This window comes from Streptomyces sp. NPDC096132, from assembly GCF_044763345.1.
GTDB lineage: Bacteria > Actinomycetota > Actinomycetes > Streptomycetales > Streptomycetaceae > Streptomyces.
Window position 1 is genome coordinate 85,645 of the sequence record NZ_JBIWGA010000006.1, and the last position, 13,257, is coordinate 98,901.

The following is a 13,257-nucleotide window of genomic DNA, read 5'->3' on the forward strand; positions in this document are numbered from 1 at the left end:
GAGGCGCTTCAGCACCGAGGAAGTGCATCAGGCCGTGAGAACGATGCAAGCGAAACGGGAGGGTCAGTGCTGCAGATCAGGCTGCTCGGAACGCTTCAGGTCGTCCACCGAGGCGTGCACGTCACGCCGTCCGCCCCCAAGGTCCGGCAGGTGTTGGCCCTGCTGGCCCTACGGACCAACTCCACAGTCCCGCTCCATCAACTCGTGCAGGAGCTGTGGGAGGAGCGCCCCCCGTCCAGCGCCGCGACCACCCTCCAGACGTACATCTATCAACTCCGCAAACTTCCCGGGCTGTCCGACCGCCAGCCCGGCTCCCCCGCCACCGGCCACGCTCTGATGACCACTCCGGGCGGCTACCAGCTCTCCGGACCGCAGGGCTGCCTGGACACCCAGGAGTTCGGCGAGCTCGCCGACCGGGGCAGAGCGGCCATCGACAAGGGCGCCCTGGCCGAGGGCGCCGACCTGCTGCAGCGGGCCCTCGCCGTGTGGCGGGGGCCCGCCCTCAGCGATCTGACCCCGGGTCCGGTCATCGGCATCGACGCCCTCCGACTGGAGGAGCGGCGCTACGAGGTCCTGGAGCAGCGCATCAACGCCGATCTGCTGCTCGGCCGCCACCACCAGCTGATCAGCGAACTGACCGCGCTGGCCGCCGACAACCCCACCCGGGAGGGCCTGCACGCCAAGCTGATGCTCTCGCTGCACCGGGCCGGCCGGCGGCCGGAGGCGCTGGAGGCGTTCCAGCGTCTGCGGGGCGTCCTCGCCCGGGAACTCGGCCTCGAGCCCTGCTCGGAACTGCAGCGGCTGCACCAGCAGGTGCTGTCCGGGGACAGCCGGCTCGACCTGCCCGAGGGGCCGGTCTCCGTGCATCCGGCGCCGGGCGGCGAACCGCCGGTGACCCTGCCCGCCGACGTCCCGCTGATCGGTAGACAGACGGAGTGCGCCGATGTCCGCAAGGCGCTCACCGAATACGCCGACGCACAGGGCCCGATGTGCGTGGCGGTCGGGGGCCCGCCCGGAGCGGGCAGCACGGCGGTCGCCGTGGCGGTCGCCCACCGGCTCGGGGACGTCTTCACCGACGGCCGGCTGTACACCTCCTTCGGCGACCCGGCCTCGCCCCGGCCGGTCGAGGACGTGCTCGCCGATCTGCTCACCGCCGTCGGACACCGGCGCGCCGAACTGCCGGAGGGGCGGGCCGACCGCGCCCGGCTGCTGCGTGCCTGGACCGCGGGCCGCCGGGTGCTGCTGGTGGTCGACGATGTGATGGCGAGCCACCAGATCACCGATCTGCTGCCCGCGGACGCCGGTTCGGCGGTCGTCGTGGTCGGCGCGCGGCGTCTGGGCGGCAGCCGGATCCGGATGCGCGTGGATGTCGGCCCGCTGCGCGCGGAGGACGCGGCGGACCTGTGCCGCGCCGCTCTGGGACGCGGTCCGCAGCTCGCCGACGACCATGGGCTGCGCATGCTGCTCGACCTGTGCGACCACCTGCCCGGGCCGGTGATCGAGGCGGTCAACCTGCTGGCCCTGCGTCCGCACTGGACGGTGTGGCGGCTCATCGACTGGATGAACCGCGAACGGCAGCCGGCCCCGGCCCAGCGGACCCACCCCTGCGACCATCTGGTCCGCCGCAGCGGCTGCCTGGATCTGGCCCTGCGCGAGGCGGTCGGCAAGCTCGCCGCGGGGGCGCGCAAGGTGGTGACGGTGGAGGAGGTCGCCTCCGTCCTCGGGCGCAGCACCCTCGAGGCGGAGGAGCTGCTGGAGGAACTCGTCGAACTGTTCCTCCTGGGCGTGGAGTTGTCCGTCGCCGACTCGCCCACGGAGGGCTTCTTTCAGTACCGGCTCCCCCGGCTGCTGCGGACCGCCCTGCGCGGGGCGCCGGTCTACGCATAGGACGCGTCCGCGACGGGCGTTCCCGTGCGAAGAGGCGCGCCGGGTGACACGGAAGGGGCAGGTACCGTGCCGCACCCGGCGCGCCGTCCTGTGCGCCGTCACAGGTCCAGGATGTCGCCGTGCTCCCGGAGCCAGGTGTTGACCTGGACGACCATCTCGACGTTCATCCGGTGCAGCCAGTCCTGCGCGGCCGCCTCGCCCTCAGGGGTGACGACCGCGCGGGCGGCCTCCAGGTCCAGCAGCGGCCGCACGGGCGCCGCCGGATCCGCCAGCACCTCGGCGAACTCCTGGTGCAGCGCCTTGGTGTAGGTGGCGTCCTGGCTCACCGGGAAGGGCGCCTTGGGCCGCTCCAGCACCTGTTCGGGCAGCAGATCGGCGGCGGCGGCCCGCAGCAGGCTCTTCTCCCGGCCGTCGAAGGTCTTCAGCGGCCAGGGGATGTCGTACGCGTACTGCACGAGGCGGTGGTCGCAGAACGGGACCCGCACCTCCAGCCCGGAGATCATGCTGAGCCGGTCGTTGCGCTCCAGCAGCCGGGGCAGCCAGTGCGTGAGGTGGAGGTGGCAGACCTCGCGCGCGCGGCGCTCCTCGGCTCCCTCGCCGGGCAGCCGGGGGATGTCGGCCATGGCCTGCGCGTACCGCTCCGCGTAGTACGTGCCCATGTCCAGGCGGGACTTGAAAGCGGGTGACAGCAGCCCCTGGCCCAGGCCCTCGCGGGTCCCGGGGTGCCACTGCTCGAAGGCGACCCACGGGAACTGTTCCTCGTCCGCCAGGTCGGGGATGTGCACCCAGCTGTACCCGCCGAAGATCTCGTCGGCGCTCTCGCCCGTCAGCGCCACCTTGGAGTGTCCGCGCACCCCGGCGAACGCCTGGTAGGTGGAGGTGTCCATGTCTCCGAAGGGGGCGGGTACGTCCTGGGCGCGCAGCACGGCGCGGCGGGCGTCGGGGGCGATGAGGTCCGCGGTGGTGAGCTCGATCTCCAGGTGGTCGGCGCCGATGTGGTCGGCGACCGCGCGGGCGTACGGCGCGTCGGGGGCGCTGCGCACCAGGTCCGGCTGGAAGTTGTCGCTGTACCCGCTGTAGGTGACGGTGGTGGTGCGCACTCGTCCGCCGTTCTCGGCCTCGAGCGCGCGGGCGGCGAGCGCGGCGACGGTGCTGGAGTCGAGTCCGCCGGAGAGCAGCACGCTCAGGGGCACGTCGGAGACCAGTTCTCGGGCGACGCTGCGCTCGAGCAGCTCCCGCACGGTGCGGACCGTGGTGTCCAGGTCGTCTTCGTGCGGGCGGGCCTCCAGCTGCCAGTAGCGGCGCAGGACCGGGCCCTTGTCGCCGTAGACGAGCGTGTGACCCGGGGGCAGGTCGCGGATGGCGCGGTAGACGCTCTCGCCGGGCGCGCGGGCCATGGAGAACAGCACGCGCAGACCGTCGAGGTCGACCGTGGGCCGGACCGCCGGGTGGGCCAGCAGGGTCTTGGGCTCGGAGGCGAAGACGAGGCCGTCGGGGGTGAGCGCGTAGGACAGGGGCTTGATGCCGAAGCGGTCCCGGGCCAGGAACAGACTGCGGCGGCGCGGGTCCCAGACCGCGAAGGCGAACATGCCCTCCAGGCGCTCCACGCACCGCTCGCCCCACTCCAGATAGGCGTGGAGCACGACCTCGGTGTCGCTGCGGGTGGTGAAACGGTGACCCCGGCCGGTCAGTTCCGCGCGCAGCTCGCGGAAGTTGTACACCTCGCCGTTGTAGGCGAGGACCGCGAGCGGCTCCGTGCCGGCCGGGGTGTCGGGGCGCTCGGCGGTCATCGGCTGGTGACCGCCGGGGACGTCGATCACGGCCAGCCGGGTGTGGACGAGCGTCGCGTGCCCGTCTCGCCACACGCCCCGGCCGTCCGGGCCCCGGCAGGCCATCGTGTGTGCGATGTCCTGCGGGAGCCCGGGGCCTTCTCGGGGCCCGCCCTCGCGAACGACCCAGCCTGCGATGCCGCACATGGGGATTCCCCTTCTGTGTCCGGTGAGTTGCGTGGAGGGCAACCGTGGTCCGGGGCGCTCGAAACGGCGTGGAGGAGCGATGGAACCAAGGTCACGCCGACGCGGCATCCCGGCGGAAGGCGGGGATGAGGAGCGCCCCGACCGTGAGATGCAGCAGGACGAGCGTGACCCGGTTGCCGGCGGTCAGTCCCTCGGCGAACAGCGGGGCGAACAGGGACAGCACCACCACCGCCGCGGCGGCGGCGGTCCAGACGGTGCGCGCGCGGCCGGGCGCGAAGCGCTCCAGCAGGGCGAGCAGGCCCCAGCCGAGGAGGGAGACCACGGCGACCGCGACGACCACGGTGGGGAACGGCAGCTCGGTGGTCGAGGTGGAGCCCGGACCGTCCGGGACCCGCAGGTCCACGTCGAACAGGCCGTGGGCGACGAGCCAGATCAGGGCGTCGGCGAGCACGGCGGCTCCGACGGCGAGCGCGCGGGTGCGCGCCGGGCTTCCGGTGCGGTGGGCGGGGGTGGCGGGGGTTGCGGACATCCGGGCCTCCTCAGGACACGGGTAACGGCCGAAGAGGCCGCACCATCAAGGCGATCATTGCTCTCAGCACATGCATGACTTTAGCACATGATTGCCCGAGGCCCAACAGTGCCCGTTCCAGATGTGTGCCGGTAACCTCGAAAGCGTGAACGCTGTGGAGACCTCAGAAGACCCCGAGACCACGACGGACCACGCCCCCGCCCGGCCCGAGGTGCTGACCGCCGTGGAAAGAGCGCTGATCCGGATCCGCCGGCGACAGTCCCGGCGCACCCTCGCTCGGCCGGTGGTACAGGGCATGTCCCAGCCGGTCGACCTCAGCACGCTCGCCGTGGTCGACGCGGTCGACGAGGGCAACAGCGAGGGCACCAAGGATGTGACCGTGGGGTTCGTCGCGGACCGGCTCGCCATCGACCCGTCCCGGGCCAGCCGGGTCGTCGCCGACGCGGTCCGCACCGGCTTCGTGCGCCGCGTCGCCTCCCAGGAGGACGGCCGGCGCAGCTGCCTGGAGCTCACCCGGGCCGGCCGGGACGCGGTGGACGCCGCGCACAGCACCCGCCAGGCGTTCTACGCCACCGTCCTGGAGCACTGGGATCCCGACGAGCAGGAGGAGTTCGCCCGGCTGCTCACCAAGTTCGTGCACGCGCTGGACAGTGCCGGCGACGGCTGACCGCCCTTCGAGTGAGCTTCGAGACCCTCCGACGACGCTGACGGTGCCAGATCCCCGCATCGACGGCGCGTCGGAGTCCCGCTGCCGCGGGGACGTTCGCGCCCGGTCCCCAAGGAGGCGCGACGGTGAGCACGACCGACCGGACCACAGGGCCCACGGCCCCCGAGGCACGAGGCGATCGCCAGCGGCCCCGCACCGAAGCGACGGCCGCCAAGTCCACAGCCCCGGGCACCACCACCCGCCTTGACACCGCCGCGGACGGCACCGCGCCGGACGGAGCTCTCCGGCCGGGCACCGGCCGGAAGGACGCCGCGGCCCCGGCCCCGCGGCCCCCCGCCGCCGTCGGCTGGGCCTATGTGATGGTGATCGTGGCCACCCTCGCCGCGATCGCCAGCAACGTCTTCGAGATCAAGCACCAGTTCGACACGGGGGTGGCCGGCGCCGCGACCACCGGTGACCTGGCGCTGACCATCGCCTTCTGCGCGCTGTTCGGCTTCTTCGCCGAGATGCTGCGGGCCGGCCGCCAGTGGGGGCGCGTCCTGCTGACGATCTTCACCTCCCTGGGCCTGCTCTTCACCGGGCTCGGCCTCGCCCGGCTCGGTGGCCGGCCCCTGGTCGGCCCGCTCCAGGAGAGCCTCGCCATCGCGAGCCTGGTCCCCTCCGTCATCGGCCTGGTGCTGCTGTACGTCCCCTCCGTGAACCACTGGATGGCCGCGGTCCGCACCCGCGGCCGCACCATCTCGCCGCGTCTGCGCAAGGCGGTCCTCACCATCCACGTGGCCATCTCGGTGGGCTGGCTCGGCCTGGTGACCGGGATGTTCGCCATGTCGGTGGCCGGGGCCACGACCCACGACGCCGCGCAGCAGGCCGCGATGTACCGCACCATGTCGCTGCTCGACGAGATCTTCCTCGGCATGACCAGCATGTTCGCGCTGATCAGCGGGATCGTGGTGAGCGCGGGCACCAAGTGGGGCCTGCTGCGGCGCACCTGGGTGGCCACGAAATTCTTCCTCACCATGGGCGTGATGGTCCTCGGCTTCTCGGTGATCCACCAGCTGATCCTCGAGGCCAACACCCTCGTCGACGAGGGCGCCCCCGCCCGGGGCGGCGAACTGGACGGCGTCGGCTGGGCGATGAGCGGTGCCGCCCTCGTGGCGCTGTTGTCGCTGATCTTCATGACGGCCGTCTCGACCTACAAGCCCTGGGGCACCACCCGCTGGGGCCGCACCCCCGCCGCCCGCACCCGCCCCGTCCGCCCGTCCGTACCGGAAGGACAGTCATGACAGCTCTTCAGGACACCCGGGTCCTGCGGCACAGCCGCCTTCTCGCGGTCGGCGCGTACCGGCCCCGGCGGTCGGTGCCCAACTCCGAGATCGCCGAACGCACCGGGCTCGACCCGGACTGGATCGAACGCCGCTCGGGTATCCGCTCCCGCCGCTACGCCGCACCCGAGGAGACCCTGCCCGGCATGGCGACCGCGGCGGCCGAGAAGGCCCTGGCCGCCGCCGGCATCGGGGCCGACCGGATCGACACGGTGATCGTGGCCACGATCACCTCCATGGAGCAGATGCCCGCCGTGGCCGTGGAGGTGGCCCACCGGCTGGGCGCGGAACGGGCCGCGGCCTTCGACATATCCGCCGCCTGCGCCGGCTTCTGCCACGCCGTGGCCCTCGCCTCCGACCTGGTGCGACTCGGCCGCTCGGACCATGTGCTGGTCATCGGCGCCGAGCGGATGACGGACATCCTCGACCACCAGGACCGTGACACCGCCTTCCTGTTCGCCGACGGCGCGGGCGCCGTCGTGGTCGGCCCCTCCGACGAACCGGGGATCGGCCCCGTCGTCTGGCGGGCCGACGGCTCGCGCAACGCCGCGCTGAAGATGACCGACCCCTGGCACGACGGCACCGGGAACCGGCCCGACGACAAGCCCGCCATCACCATGTCCGGCTGGAAGGTCTACCGCTGGGCCACCACCGAACTCGTCCCCGCCGCCCGGAGCATGCTGGAGTTGGCCGGCGTCACCACCGACGAGCTCGACGCGTTCATCCCGCACCAGGCCAACATGCTCATCACCGACCATGTCGTCGGCGAACTGGGGCTCACCGAGCGCACCGCCGTCGCCCGCGACATCGTCACCAGCGGCAACAGCTCCGCCGCCTCCATCCCGCTCGCCATGGAGGAACTGCTCTCCTCCGGCAGCGCTCCCTCGGGCGGCCTCGCCCTGCTGGTCGGCTTCGGCGCCGGCCTGGTCTACGCGGGCCAGGTCGTCCGGCTCCCCTGACCCACGGCCCACGACGACGGGCGCCCCGGCCGACGGCCGGGGCGCCCGTTTCGCGTGCGGTACGACGGCCTTCGCCGTACCGGACCCGGTACGACGAAGGCCGCGGGGAGCCGGTGCTCCCCGCGGCCGATACCGCGTCGTGTGCGCGCCGTCAGTACTGCGCCGTCACCTCGTACAGGGCGAAGGGACTGGGGCGTCCGCGGTCCTGGAAGGCGCGGAGCGGGGACGTCGTGCCGCGGTGGGCCGAGCCCTCCTCCCAGGCGCGGAAGGCGGCCATGGTCTCCCAGGCGCTGAGAACCGCGTAGCCGCCGGGGGCGGTGAGGTCCCGCAGGAGTTCGTTGCCCAGGAGGCCCGGGGTGCCCGCGAGTTCCTTGCTGATGAGGTGGTAGGCCTCCTCGACCCGCGGCACCTGCTCGGGTTCCGCGTGCAGATGCAGCAGCACCCGCACCCGGCCGGGCTCGGCGCTCATCGGCCGGACTCCAGGACCTGCATCATCGCCAGGGAGCCGCTCTCGCGGTACGGGTGCAGCTTCTCCCGGTGGCGCACATGCCCGGGGCTGCTCTCGAACGTGAAGAACGCGTCCCGGTCGGTCCAGTCGCTGACCACGTAGTAGACGTCGTCCTCCTGGGCGCTGTGGGCGAGGGTGTGGCCCAGGTTCGCCGGCTGGGCGGTGACCTCCGCGCTGCCCTCCGCCCAGACCTTCTCGAAGTCGGCCCCCATGCCCGGCTTGACCCGCACGGTCAGCAGCACCCGGAACGTCCCGTTCTGCGCCGCCATCTCAGACACCTCCGTCGACGTGCAGGGTCTCGCCGTTGACGTAGGTGGACAGGTCGCTCGCCAGGAACAGCACCGCGCCGGCGATCTCGTCGGGGCGGCCGAAGCGGCCCAGGGCCATCATGCGCAGATACCGCTCGTTGTACTGGGCCCGCTGGTCGTCGCTCAGTTCGTCGGGCTCGGAGGTGTCGATGACACCGGGGGCGACCACGTTGAACCGGATGCCCTTGCCGCCGAACTCCTTGCACAGCGACCGGGTGAGGCCGACGAGACCGGCCTTGGAGGCGGTGTAGTGGCCGCGCAGCGGAATGCCCGCCATCGCGCCCCGGGAGCCGATGGTGATGACGGAGGAGCCCTCGCGCAGCAGCGGCAGCGCCTTGCTGATCACCATGAACGGTCCGGTGAGGTTGGTGGCCAGTACCCGCTCCCACTCCTCGAACGGCAGCTGCGCGAACGGGATCTGGCTGATCACACCCGCGTTGTTGACGAGCACGTCCAGCGTCTCGAACCGGCTGCGGCACTCCTCCAGAACGCGTTCCACGCCCGCCGCGGTGCCCACGTCGGCGCGCACCAGGACGTGGTCGCCGCCGATCTCCTTCAGCTCGCGGGCCAGACTGTCCACCGCCTCGCCCTCCTGCCGGTAGCAGGTCACCACCGTGGCGCCGGCCTTGGCCAGAGCCAGCACGATGGCTCGCCCGATCCCCCGGCTGCCGCCCGTGACCAGCGCGTTCTTTCCGACCAGTCGAAGTTCCATGCCATCCTCCGTGATGTCGCGGCCCACGCCGCATCGGATCGGATCGGTCAGATCACCGGCCGGCGGGGACGGGGCGGCACTCCAGGACCGCCCAGCGCCCGGCGACCGGCTCGTTCACCAGCTCGAAGCCCGCCGTCGCGAGCAGCGCGTGCCACTGGTCCGCGGTGCGTTCCCGCCCGCCGAACCGGACGAGCATGTCCAGGTCGAGCAACTTGCCGCGGTCCCACTCGTTCGCCGGCCCGACCAGGAACTCGCAGATCAGCAGCCGGCCCTCGGGCACGTCCCGCAGGGCCTCGCGGATCCGGCGCAGGATGGCCGCCGCCCGCTCGTCGTCCCAGTCGTGCAGCACGGCCTTCAGCACGTACGCGTCGTGCTGTGCCGGGAGTTCACCGAAGAAGTCGCCCGGCACCACCTCGACGCGGTCGGCGACGCCGGCCTCCTCGAACAGCTTGGGCGCCTCCTCCACCACCGTCGGCCGGTCCACGAGCGTGCCCCGCACGCCGGGGTGGCGGGCGAGCAGCTCGGCGAGGAACAGGCCCCGGCCACCGCCGACGTCGGCGAGCCGGGGGAAGCGGCCGAAGTCGTAGGAGTCCAGCAGCATGCGGGAGGTCGCCCGGCTCATCCCGGTCATCGCCCGGTCGAACAGGGCACCCGCGCGCGGGTCGGCCTCGAGGTGCTCGAAGAAGCCATGGCCGTAGACCCGCTCGAACGCGGGGCGGCCGGTGCGGACGGTGTGCATCAGCTCGCCGTAGGAACGCCACAGCATCTCGTCGCCGTTGTAGAGGACCATGTCCCGTTGGCTGCCGGGCACGTCGGCCCGCAGGGCCTGGCCGACCTCGGTGAGCGTGTACCGGCCGTCCGGTTCCTCGGCCAGGACGCCGAACGCGGCGGCGACCCGCAGGACACGCCCCAGCGAGTCGGCGTGGGTGCCGGTCCGCTCGGCGAGGTCGGCGACCGTGAGCGGGCCGTCGGCGAGCAGTCCGGCGATGTCGAGTTCGGCGACGACATGCAGGACGCGGGAGATCCGCTTGCCGTCGGTGAGCAGCAGCAGCCGTACGTGGGGCGGCAACGCGGCGGCCATCGCCGGGCCGACCACTCCGGTCATGGGGTCCACAGCTTCTCCTTGTCGGACGAGACGTCGGGGGCGAACGGCGGTCAGAGGAGTACGGCTGCCGCGGCGACGTTGGTCAGCAGCGCCATGACGGCGAGGGAGCCGCGCACCCGGTTCCAGCGGATCCACCGTTCCCTGGGGTCGAGCCGGTCGAAGTCCGCCGGCAGGTTCTGCGGATCCAGCGTGGACAGCCACCGGTTGATCGGGACGTTGCGGGTGAGCGAGACCGTCATGGCGGCGGCCAGCAGCAGCGCGGCGAGCGACGCGAGCAGACGCACTCCGGTCCGGTCGGCGAGGGCGGCCAGGGCCAGGTCGCACAGCAGGCAGCTGAACAGCGACACCGGCATGAACGGGTCGAAGCGGGTGACGAGCCCCTTGTGCACCGGCACGTACATCCCGGTGGGCAGCGTGGTGAACAGCGGCGCCGCCAGAACGGATATGGCCAGGCCACCGGCCGCGAGGCCCCCGGCGAAGAGTGCGATGGGCAGCAGTATCTGCACCGGATCGACCACGATTCAGCCCTCCCGGACCCTCCCGGACCGCCGCCGCTCGGTGCGGCGGACTCTGCGACGACTCTCGGAGCCGCCGGTCGAAGGGGGCTCGAAGACCGCTTGACGATCACGGGCGGACGCGGGGCGGCGTGTACGGGCAGCCGCGCGGGCCCGGTGTCGAGCACCGCTCCACAGCGAGTCGAGCAGGCCGGGGCACGGTGACCGGACACCACATCCAAGGCAGCGGGACCGGGAGTAGTGATGCTCGAAGAAGTGCTGAGCGGGGTCGTACTGATGGGAACGGGGACCGTCACGGGTGTCTTCGTGGCGGTCCTGGTCAGTGTGGGCCCCGCCATGTCCGCCATGGACCGCGCGGATTACCTGCGGGCGCACGCCCTGCTCGGCAAGGGGTACCACCCGCTGATGCCGCTGCTGGTCAACGTGGCCACGCTGAGCGGGTTCGCCCTGGCCTTCCTCGCCGAGGGGCCCGGGCAGGTGCTGTTCCCGCTGGTCTCCGTGCTGCTCATCGGGGTGCAGGCGGTCTCGCACCTCGGCAACGTGCCGATCAACCGCTCGCTGAGCGCACTCGCGGCGCACGGCCCCTGGCAGGATCCGCGCCCGCTGTGGCGGGCCTGGCACCGGCTGCGCACCGCCCTGGCCGCGCTGGCCCTGGTCCTCGTCACCGTCACGGTGCTCATCACCCGCTGACGTGTGCCGTTCCGAACGCTTCGACAGGAGGAACCGTCATGCCTCTGGACGCCATCACCTACCGTGTCCGTCCCGGCCATGAGGAAGAACTCACCGAGGTCTTCTCACCGCACAACTTCACCCGGGTCGACTCCCCCGTGATCAAGGATTCCGAGGGGGAAGCGGCGGGGATGCTGCTCGGGACCGGCCTGTTCGTCCAGGACGACGTCCTGGTCCGGGTGATCCACCACGACGGCGTGGGCGCCGCCGAGGTCGCCCGGCACATGTCGGTGCAGAAGGGGGTACGCGAGGCCGAGCGGGCGATCAGCCCCTATCTGACCGAGCCACGGGACACCGAGACCCCCGAGGGCTTCCGCAACCACTTCCACCGCAGTCTGATGACGGTGCTGGAGCAGCACAGCCCCGACGAACGGCCCGCTCTGGGCACCGTCGCCCTGCGCTACCCCCTGCGGGCCGGGGCCGGCGCGGAGCTGACGGCCCTGCGCGAGACCGTCAACAGCCGGGCCTCGCTGACCATGGCGCCGGAACACCCCTCGATCATTCGCACCGCGCTGTTCCTGCACGAGGACACCCTGGTGCGGGTCGTGCAGTACGACGGTCATCCGTACGACGTCGTCGGCTACCTCACCGACCGCTGTCACGGCCAGAACGCCGAGCGGTGGCTCGACCCCTATCTGGAGAGCGGCGGGCGGCCCGGCCACCCCGACGCGTATCTGGCGCTGGTGCACGAGCAGGCGATGCTGATGATCGCCCACATGTCGGCGCTGGGGGTCGGCTGACGCCGAAGCCCCCGCACAGGAAACCGCCGCCGGGCCGAACCCGGCGGCGGTTTCCGTGTGCCCCTTCGACGGGGCGCCGTCTCAGACCTCGGGGTGGTCGAACCACTCGCCCAGCTTGGTCCCCATCAGCGGGCTGCCGCGCAGCTTCAGCTTCCCGGTCAGGAACGCCTTCGCGCCGGGCAGCTTGCCGACGCCCATGGCGAGCATGTCCGGGAACTTGATCCCGATGGTGATGTCGGGGCTCTCGTGGAGGCCCTTGTCGGTGCGGCAGGTACCCGCCTCGACGTGCACGTAGTGCAGTTTCTGGCCCTCGCCGGAGGCGATGTCGAACTGGAAGACGCCCTTTTGGCCCTTGGCCTTCTCGGGGTTGAACTCCGACACGAGGAGTTCGAAGATCAGCGTGAGGGCCGCGTCGAGACCGCCCTGCCGGGCGGCCACCACCGCCTCCAGCTCCTTGGCCGGCACGGACTCGACCAGCTCGATCAGTTCGGTCACCTGGTCCGCTTGCGTACTCATGCGTTCCTCCAGTTCGTTGGGGTACCGGACAGCCGGTGGAGCGGTTCCAGCAGGCTCATCGCGCCGCCCTCACGCATCGACCAGAGCCGCCCGAGGTAGGCCTGCTGGGCGTCGCTGCGCTCGAAGGCCCGGAAGGACGGCTCATCCGTCCAGTCGGTCAGCACGGTGTAGTGGCCGTCCGAGCCGGCCAGCCGGTACAACTGCTGGCCGTGGTTGTCCGGGAGCCCGCGGACGTGCTCGGCGTGCTCCCGCCACAGTTCCTCGAAGTCCGCCTCGCGGCCGGGCGCGATCCTGATCTCCAGCAGGACGCGCAGACCGGCGCTCACCGCGCCACCGCCCGTCGTGCGGCCTCCTCCACGAGGCCCTTGATCCGGGCCATCTCCCGGCGGGTGTTGGTGTTCAGCCGCTCCGTCATCTCGGCGTCCCCGAAGGGCAGTCCCTGACGGACCGTGAACTCCTGCTGCCAGCGCATCTCCACGCCGGCGGCGGTCCGGGTGTACGACCAGTACAGGTTCATGAACTCGAACGGGCCGGTCTCGATCCGCCGGGCGCGCACGGTCCGGGTGGCGGGGTCCGGGGTGCGCTCGGAGACCCAGCTCCAGACCTTGCCCTGCTCGTCGGGGTGGAGGGTGAGCCGGAAGCGGACCGTCGCGCCCTCGCGTTCCAGGATCTCGGCCGCGGCGTACTCGGAGAACAGCTGCGGCCAGGTCTCGACGTCGTTCGTCATGTCCCAGACCAGATCCATGGGCGCGTCGACGACGATCGCGTTGTCGGTACGGGCCAC

General features: G+C 72.0%; 16 protein-coding genes. 6 read left to right on the plus strand and 10 right to left on the minus strand.

Features of this window, described 5'->3' with window-relative positions:
• Nucleotides 1-66: 66 nt before the first annotated feature.
• Nucleotides 67-1,887: a BTAD domain-containing putative transcriptional regulator gene (locus tag ACIRF9_RS16025; RefSeq protein WP_403821463.1), complete on the plus strand. Its 1,821-nt coding sequence runs from the start codon at nt 67-69 to the stop codon at nt 1,885-1,887.
• A gap of 98 nt (nt 1,888-1,985) precedes the next feature.
• Here the strand turns inward: ACIRF9_RS16025 and asnB are convergent, their stop codons facing one another.
• Both asnB and ACIRF9_RS16035 read right to left on the minus strand, forming a co-directional pair.
• The gene (gene asnB / locus ACIRF9_RS16030; protein WP_403821466.1) at nt 1,986-3,863 is read right to left on the minus strand and encodes an asparagine synthase (glutamine-hydrolyzing); all 1,878 of its coding nucleotides are present in this window, start codon (nt 3,861-3,863) and stop codon (nt 1,986-1,988) included.
• A 91-nt stretch (nt 3,864-3,954) separates the two neighbouring features.
• Nucleotides 3,955-4,392 carry a DUF6069 family protein gene (locus tag ACIRF9_RS16035; protein WP_403821469.1) on the minus strand — a complete coding sequence of 146 codons (438 nt, stop codon included), beginning with the start codon at nt 4,390-4,392 and terminating at the stop codon, nt 3,955-3,957.
• 154 nt (nt 4,393-4,546) lie between these two features.
• Here ACIRF9_RS16035 and ACIRF9_RS16040 point away from each other — a divergent pair, with 154 nt between their 5' ends.
• From ACIRF9_RS16040 to ACIRF9_RS16050, 3 genes are all read left to right on the plus strand, one after another.
• Nucleotides 4,547-5,059: a MarR family winged helix-turn-helix transcriptional regulator gene (locus ACIRF9_RS16040; RefSeq protein ID WP_403822418.1), complete on the plus strand. Its 513-nt coding sequence runs from the start codon at nt 4,547-4,549 to the stop codon at nt 5,057-5,059.
• 125 nt (nt 5,060-5,184) lie between these two features.
• Entirely contained in the window at nt 5,185-6,342 is a 1,158-nt protein-coding gene (locus ACIRF9_RS16045; RefSeq protein ID WP_403821472.1) for a hypothetical protein, read from the plus strand.
• Complete coding sequence (locus ACIRF9_RS16050; protein ID WP_403821474.1) at nt 6,339-7,340, plus strand: beta-ketoacyl-ACP synthase 3; 1,002 nt, start codon at nt 6,339-6,341, stop codon at nt 7,338-7,340. The genes ACIRF9_RS16045 and ACIRF9_RS16050 overlap by 4 nt, the downstream gene beginning before the upstream one ends.
• 151 nt (nt 7,341-7,491) lie before the next feature.
• Here the strand turns inward: ACIRF9_RS16050 and ACIRF9_RS16055 are convergent, their stop codons facing one another.
• From ACIRF9_RS16055 to ACIRF9_RS16075, 5 genes are read right to left on the minus strand one after another with little or no spacing between them, the layout of a single operon-like run.
• Nucleotides 7,492-7,809 (minus strand): antibiotic biosynthesis monooxygenase family protein, encoded by a 318-nt coding sequence (locus tag ACIRF9_RS16055; protein WP_403821477.1) that lies wholly within the window; start codon nt 7,807-7,809, stop codon nt 7,492-7,494.
• On the minus strand, nt 7,806-8,117 hold the full coding sequence (locus ACIRF9_RS16060) for an antibiotic biosynthesis monooxygenase family protein (RefSeq protein ID WP_403821480.1): 312 nt from the start codon (nt 8,115-8,117) through the stop codon (nt 7,806-7,808). Before ACIRF9_RS16060 ends, ACIRF9_RS16055 begins: the two co-directional genes overlap by 4 nt.
• Before the next feature lies 1 nt (nt 8,118).
• Nucleotides 8,119-8,868, minus strand: coding sequence for an SDR family NAD(P)-dependent oxidoreductase (locus ACIRF9_RS16065; RefSeq protein ID WP_403821483.1), 750 nt, complete (start codon nt 8,866-8,868; stop codon nt 8,119-8,121).
• 52 nt (nt 8,869-8,920) lie between these two features.
• The gene (locus ACIRF9_RS16070) at nt 8,921-9,973 is read right to left on the minus strand and encodes a methyltransferase (RefSeq protein ID WP_403821486.1); all 1,053 of its coding nucleotides are present in this window, start codon (nt 9,971-9,973) and stop codon (nt 8,921-8,923) included.
• A 50-nt stretch (nt 9,974-10,023) separates the two neighbouring features.
• Nucleotides 10,024-10,491 carry an anthrone oxygenase family protein gene (locus ACIRF9_RS16075; protein ID WP_403821489.1) on the minus strand — a complete coding sequence of 156 codons (468 nt, stop codon included), beginning with the start codon at nt 10,489-10,491 and terminating at the stop codon, nt 10,024-10,026.
• Between the two features lie 240 nt (nt 10,492-10,731).
• Between ACIRF9_RS16075 and ACIRF9_RS16080 the strand changes: the two genes are divergently transcribed.
• Nucleotides 10,732-11,178, plus strand: coding sequence for an anthrone oxygenase family protein (locus tag ACIRF9_RS16080; protein WP_403821492.1), 447 nt, complete (start codon nt 10,732-10,734; stop codon nt 11,176-11,178).
• 38 nt (nt 11,179-11,216) lie between these two features.
• Nucleotides 11,217-11,957, plus strand: coding sequence for a SchA/CurD-like domain-containing protein (locus tag ACIRF9_RS16085; protein ID WP_403821495.1), 741 nt, complete (start codon nt 11,217-11,219; stop codon nt 11,955-11,957).
• Between the two features lie 81 nt (nt 11,958-12,038).
• Here the strand turns inward: ACIRF9_RS16085 and ACIRF9_RS16090 are convergent, their stop codons facing one another.
• Genes ACIRF9_RS16090 through ACIRF9_RS16100 form a run of 3 tightly spaced genes read right to left on the minus strand, consistent with a single transcriptional unit; the run spans nt 12,039 to nt 13,257 of the window.
• Nucleotides 12,039-12,473, minus strand: coding sequence for an SCP2 sterol-binding domain-containing protein (locus ACIRF9_RS16090; RefSeq protein ID WP_403821498.1), 435 nt, complete (start codon nt 12,471-12,473; stop codon nt 12,039-12,041).
• Nucleotides 12,470-12,799, minus strand: coding sequence for an antibiotic biosynthesis monooxygenase family protein (locus tag ACIRF9_RS16095; protein ID WP_403821502.1), 330 nt, complete (start codon nt 12,797-12,799; stop codon nt 12,470-12,472). The genes ACIRF9_RS16090 and ACIRF9_RS16095 overlap by 4 nt, the downstream gene beginning before the upstream one ends.
• Nucleotides 12,796-13,257, minus strand: coding sequence for an SRPBCC family protein (locus ACIRF9_RS16100; RefSeq protein WP_403821505.1), 462 nt, complete (start codon nt 13,255-13,257; stop codon nt 12,796-12,798). The genes ACIRF9_RS16095 and ACIRF9_RS16100 overlap by 4 nt, the downstream gene beginning before the upstream one ends.

Excerpts from the sequence above, each read along its gene's own strand:
- ACIRF9_RS16070 (WP_403821486.1), bottom strand. The coding sequence starts at position 9,973 with ATGACCGGAGTGGTCGGCCCGGCGATGGCCGCCGCGTTGCCGCCCCAC.
- ACIRF9_RS16065 (WP_403821483.1), bottom strand. The coding sequence starts at position 8,868 with ATGGAACTTCGACTGGTCGGAAAGAACGCGCTGGTCACGGGCGGCAGC.
- ACIRF9_RS16050 (WP_403821474.1), top strand. The coding sequence starts at position 6,339 with ATGACAGCTCTTCAGGACACCCGGGTCCTGCGGCACAGCCGCCTTCTC.
- ACIRF9_RS16055 (WP_403821477.1), bottom strand. The coding sequence starts at position 7,809 with ATGAGCGCCGAGCCCGGCCGGGTGCGGGTGCTGCTGCATCTGCACGCG.
- ACIRF9_RS16090 (WP_403821498.1), bottom strand. The coding sequence starts at position 12,473 with ATGAGTACGCAAGCGGACCAGGTGACCGAACTGATCGAGCTGGTCGAG.
- ACIRF9_RS16080 (WP_403821492.1), top strand. The coding sequence starts at position 10,732 with ATGCTCGAAGAAGTGCTGAGCGGGGTCGTACTGATGGGAACGGGGACC.
- asnB (WP_403821466.1), bottom strand. The coding sequence starts at position 3,863 with ATGTGCGGCATCGCAGGCTGGGTCGTTCGCGAGGGCGGGCCCCGAGAA.
- ACIRF9_RS16035 (WP_403821469.1), bottom strand. The coding sequence starts at position 4,392 with ATGTCCGCAACCCCCGCCACCCCCGCCCACCGCACCGGAAGCCCGGCG.
- ACIRF9_RS16085 (WP_403821495.1), top strand. The coding sequence starts at position 11,217 with ATGCCTCTGGACGCCATCACCTACCGTGTCCGTCCCGGCCATGAGGAA.
- ACIRF9_RS16060 (WP_403821480.1), bottom strand. The coding sequence starts at position 8,117 with ATGGCGGCGCAGAACGGGACGTTCCGGGTGCTGCTGACCGTGCGGGTC.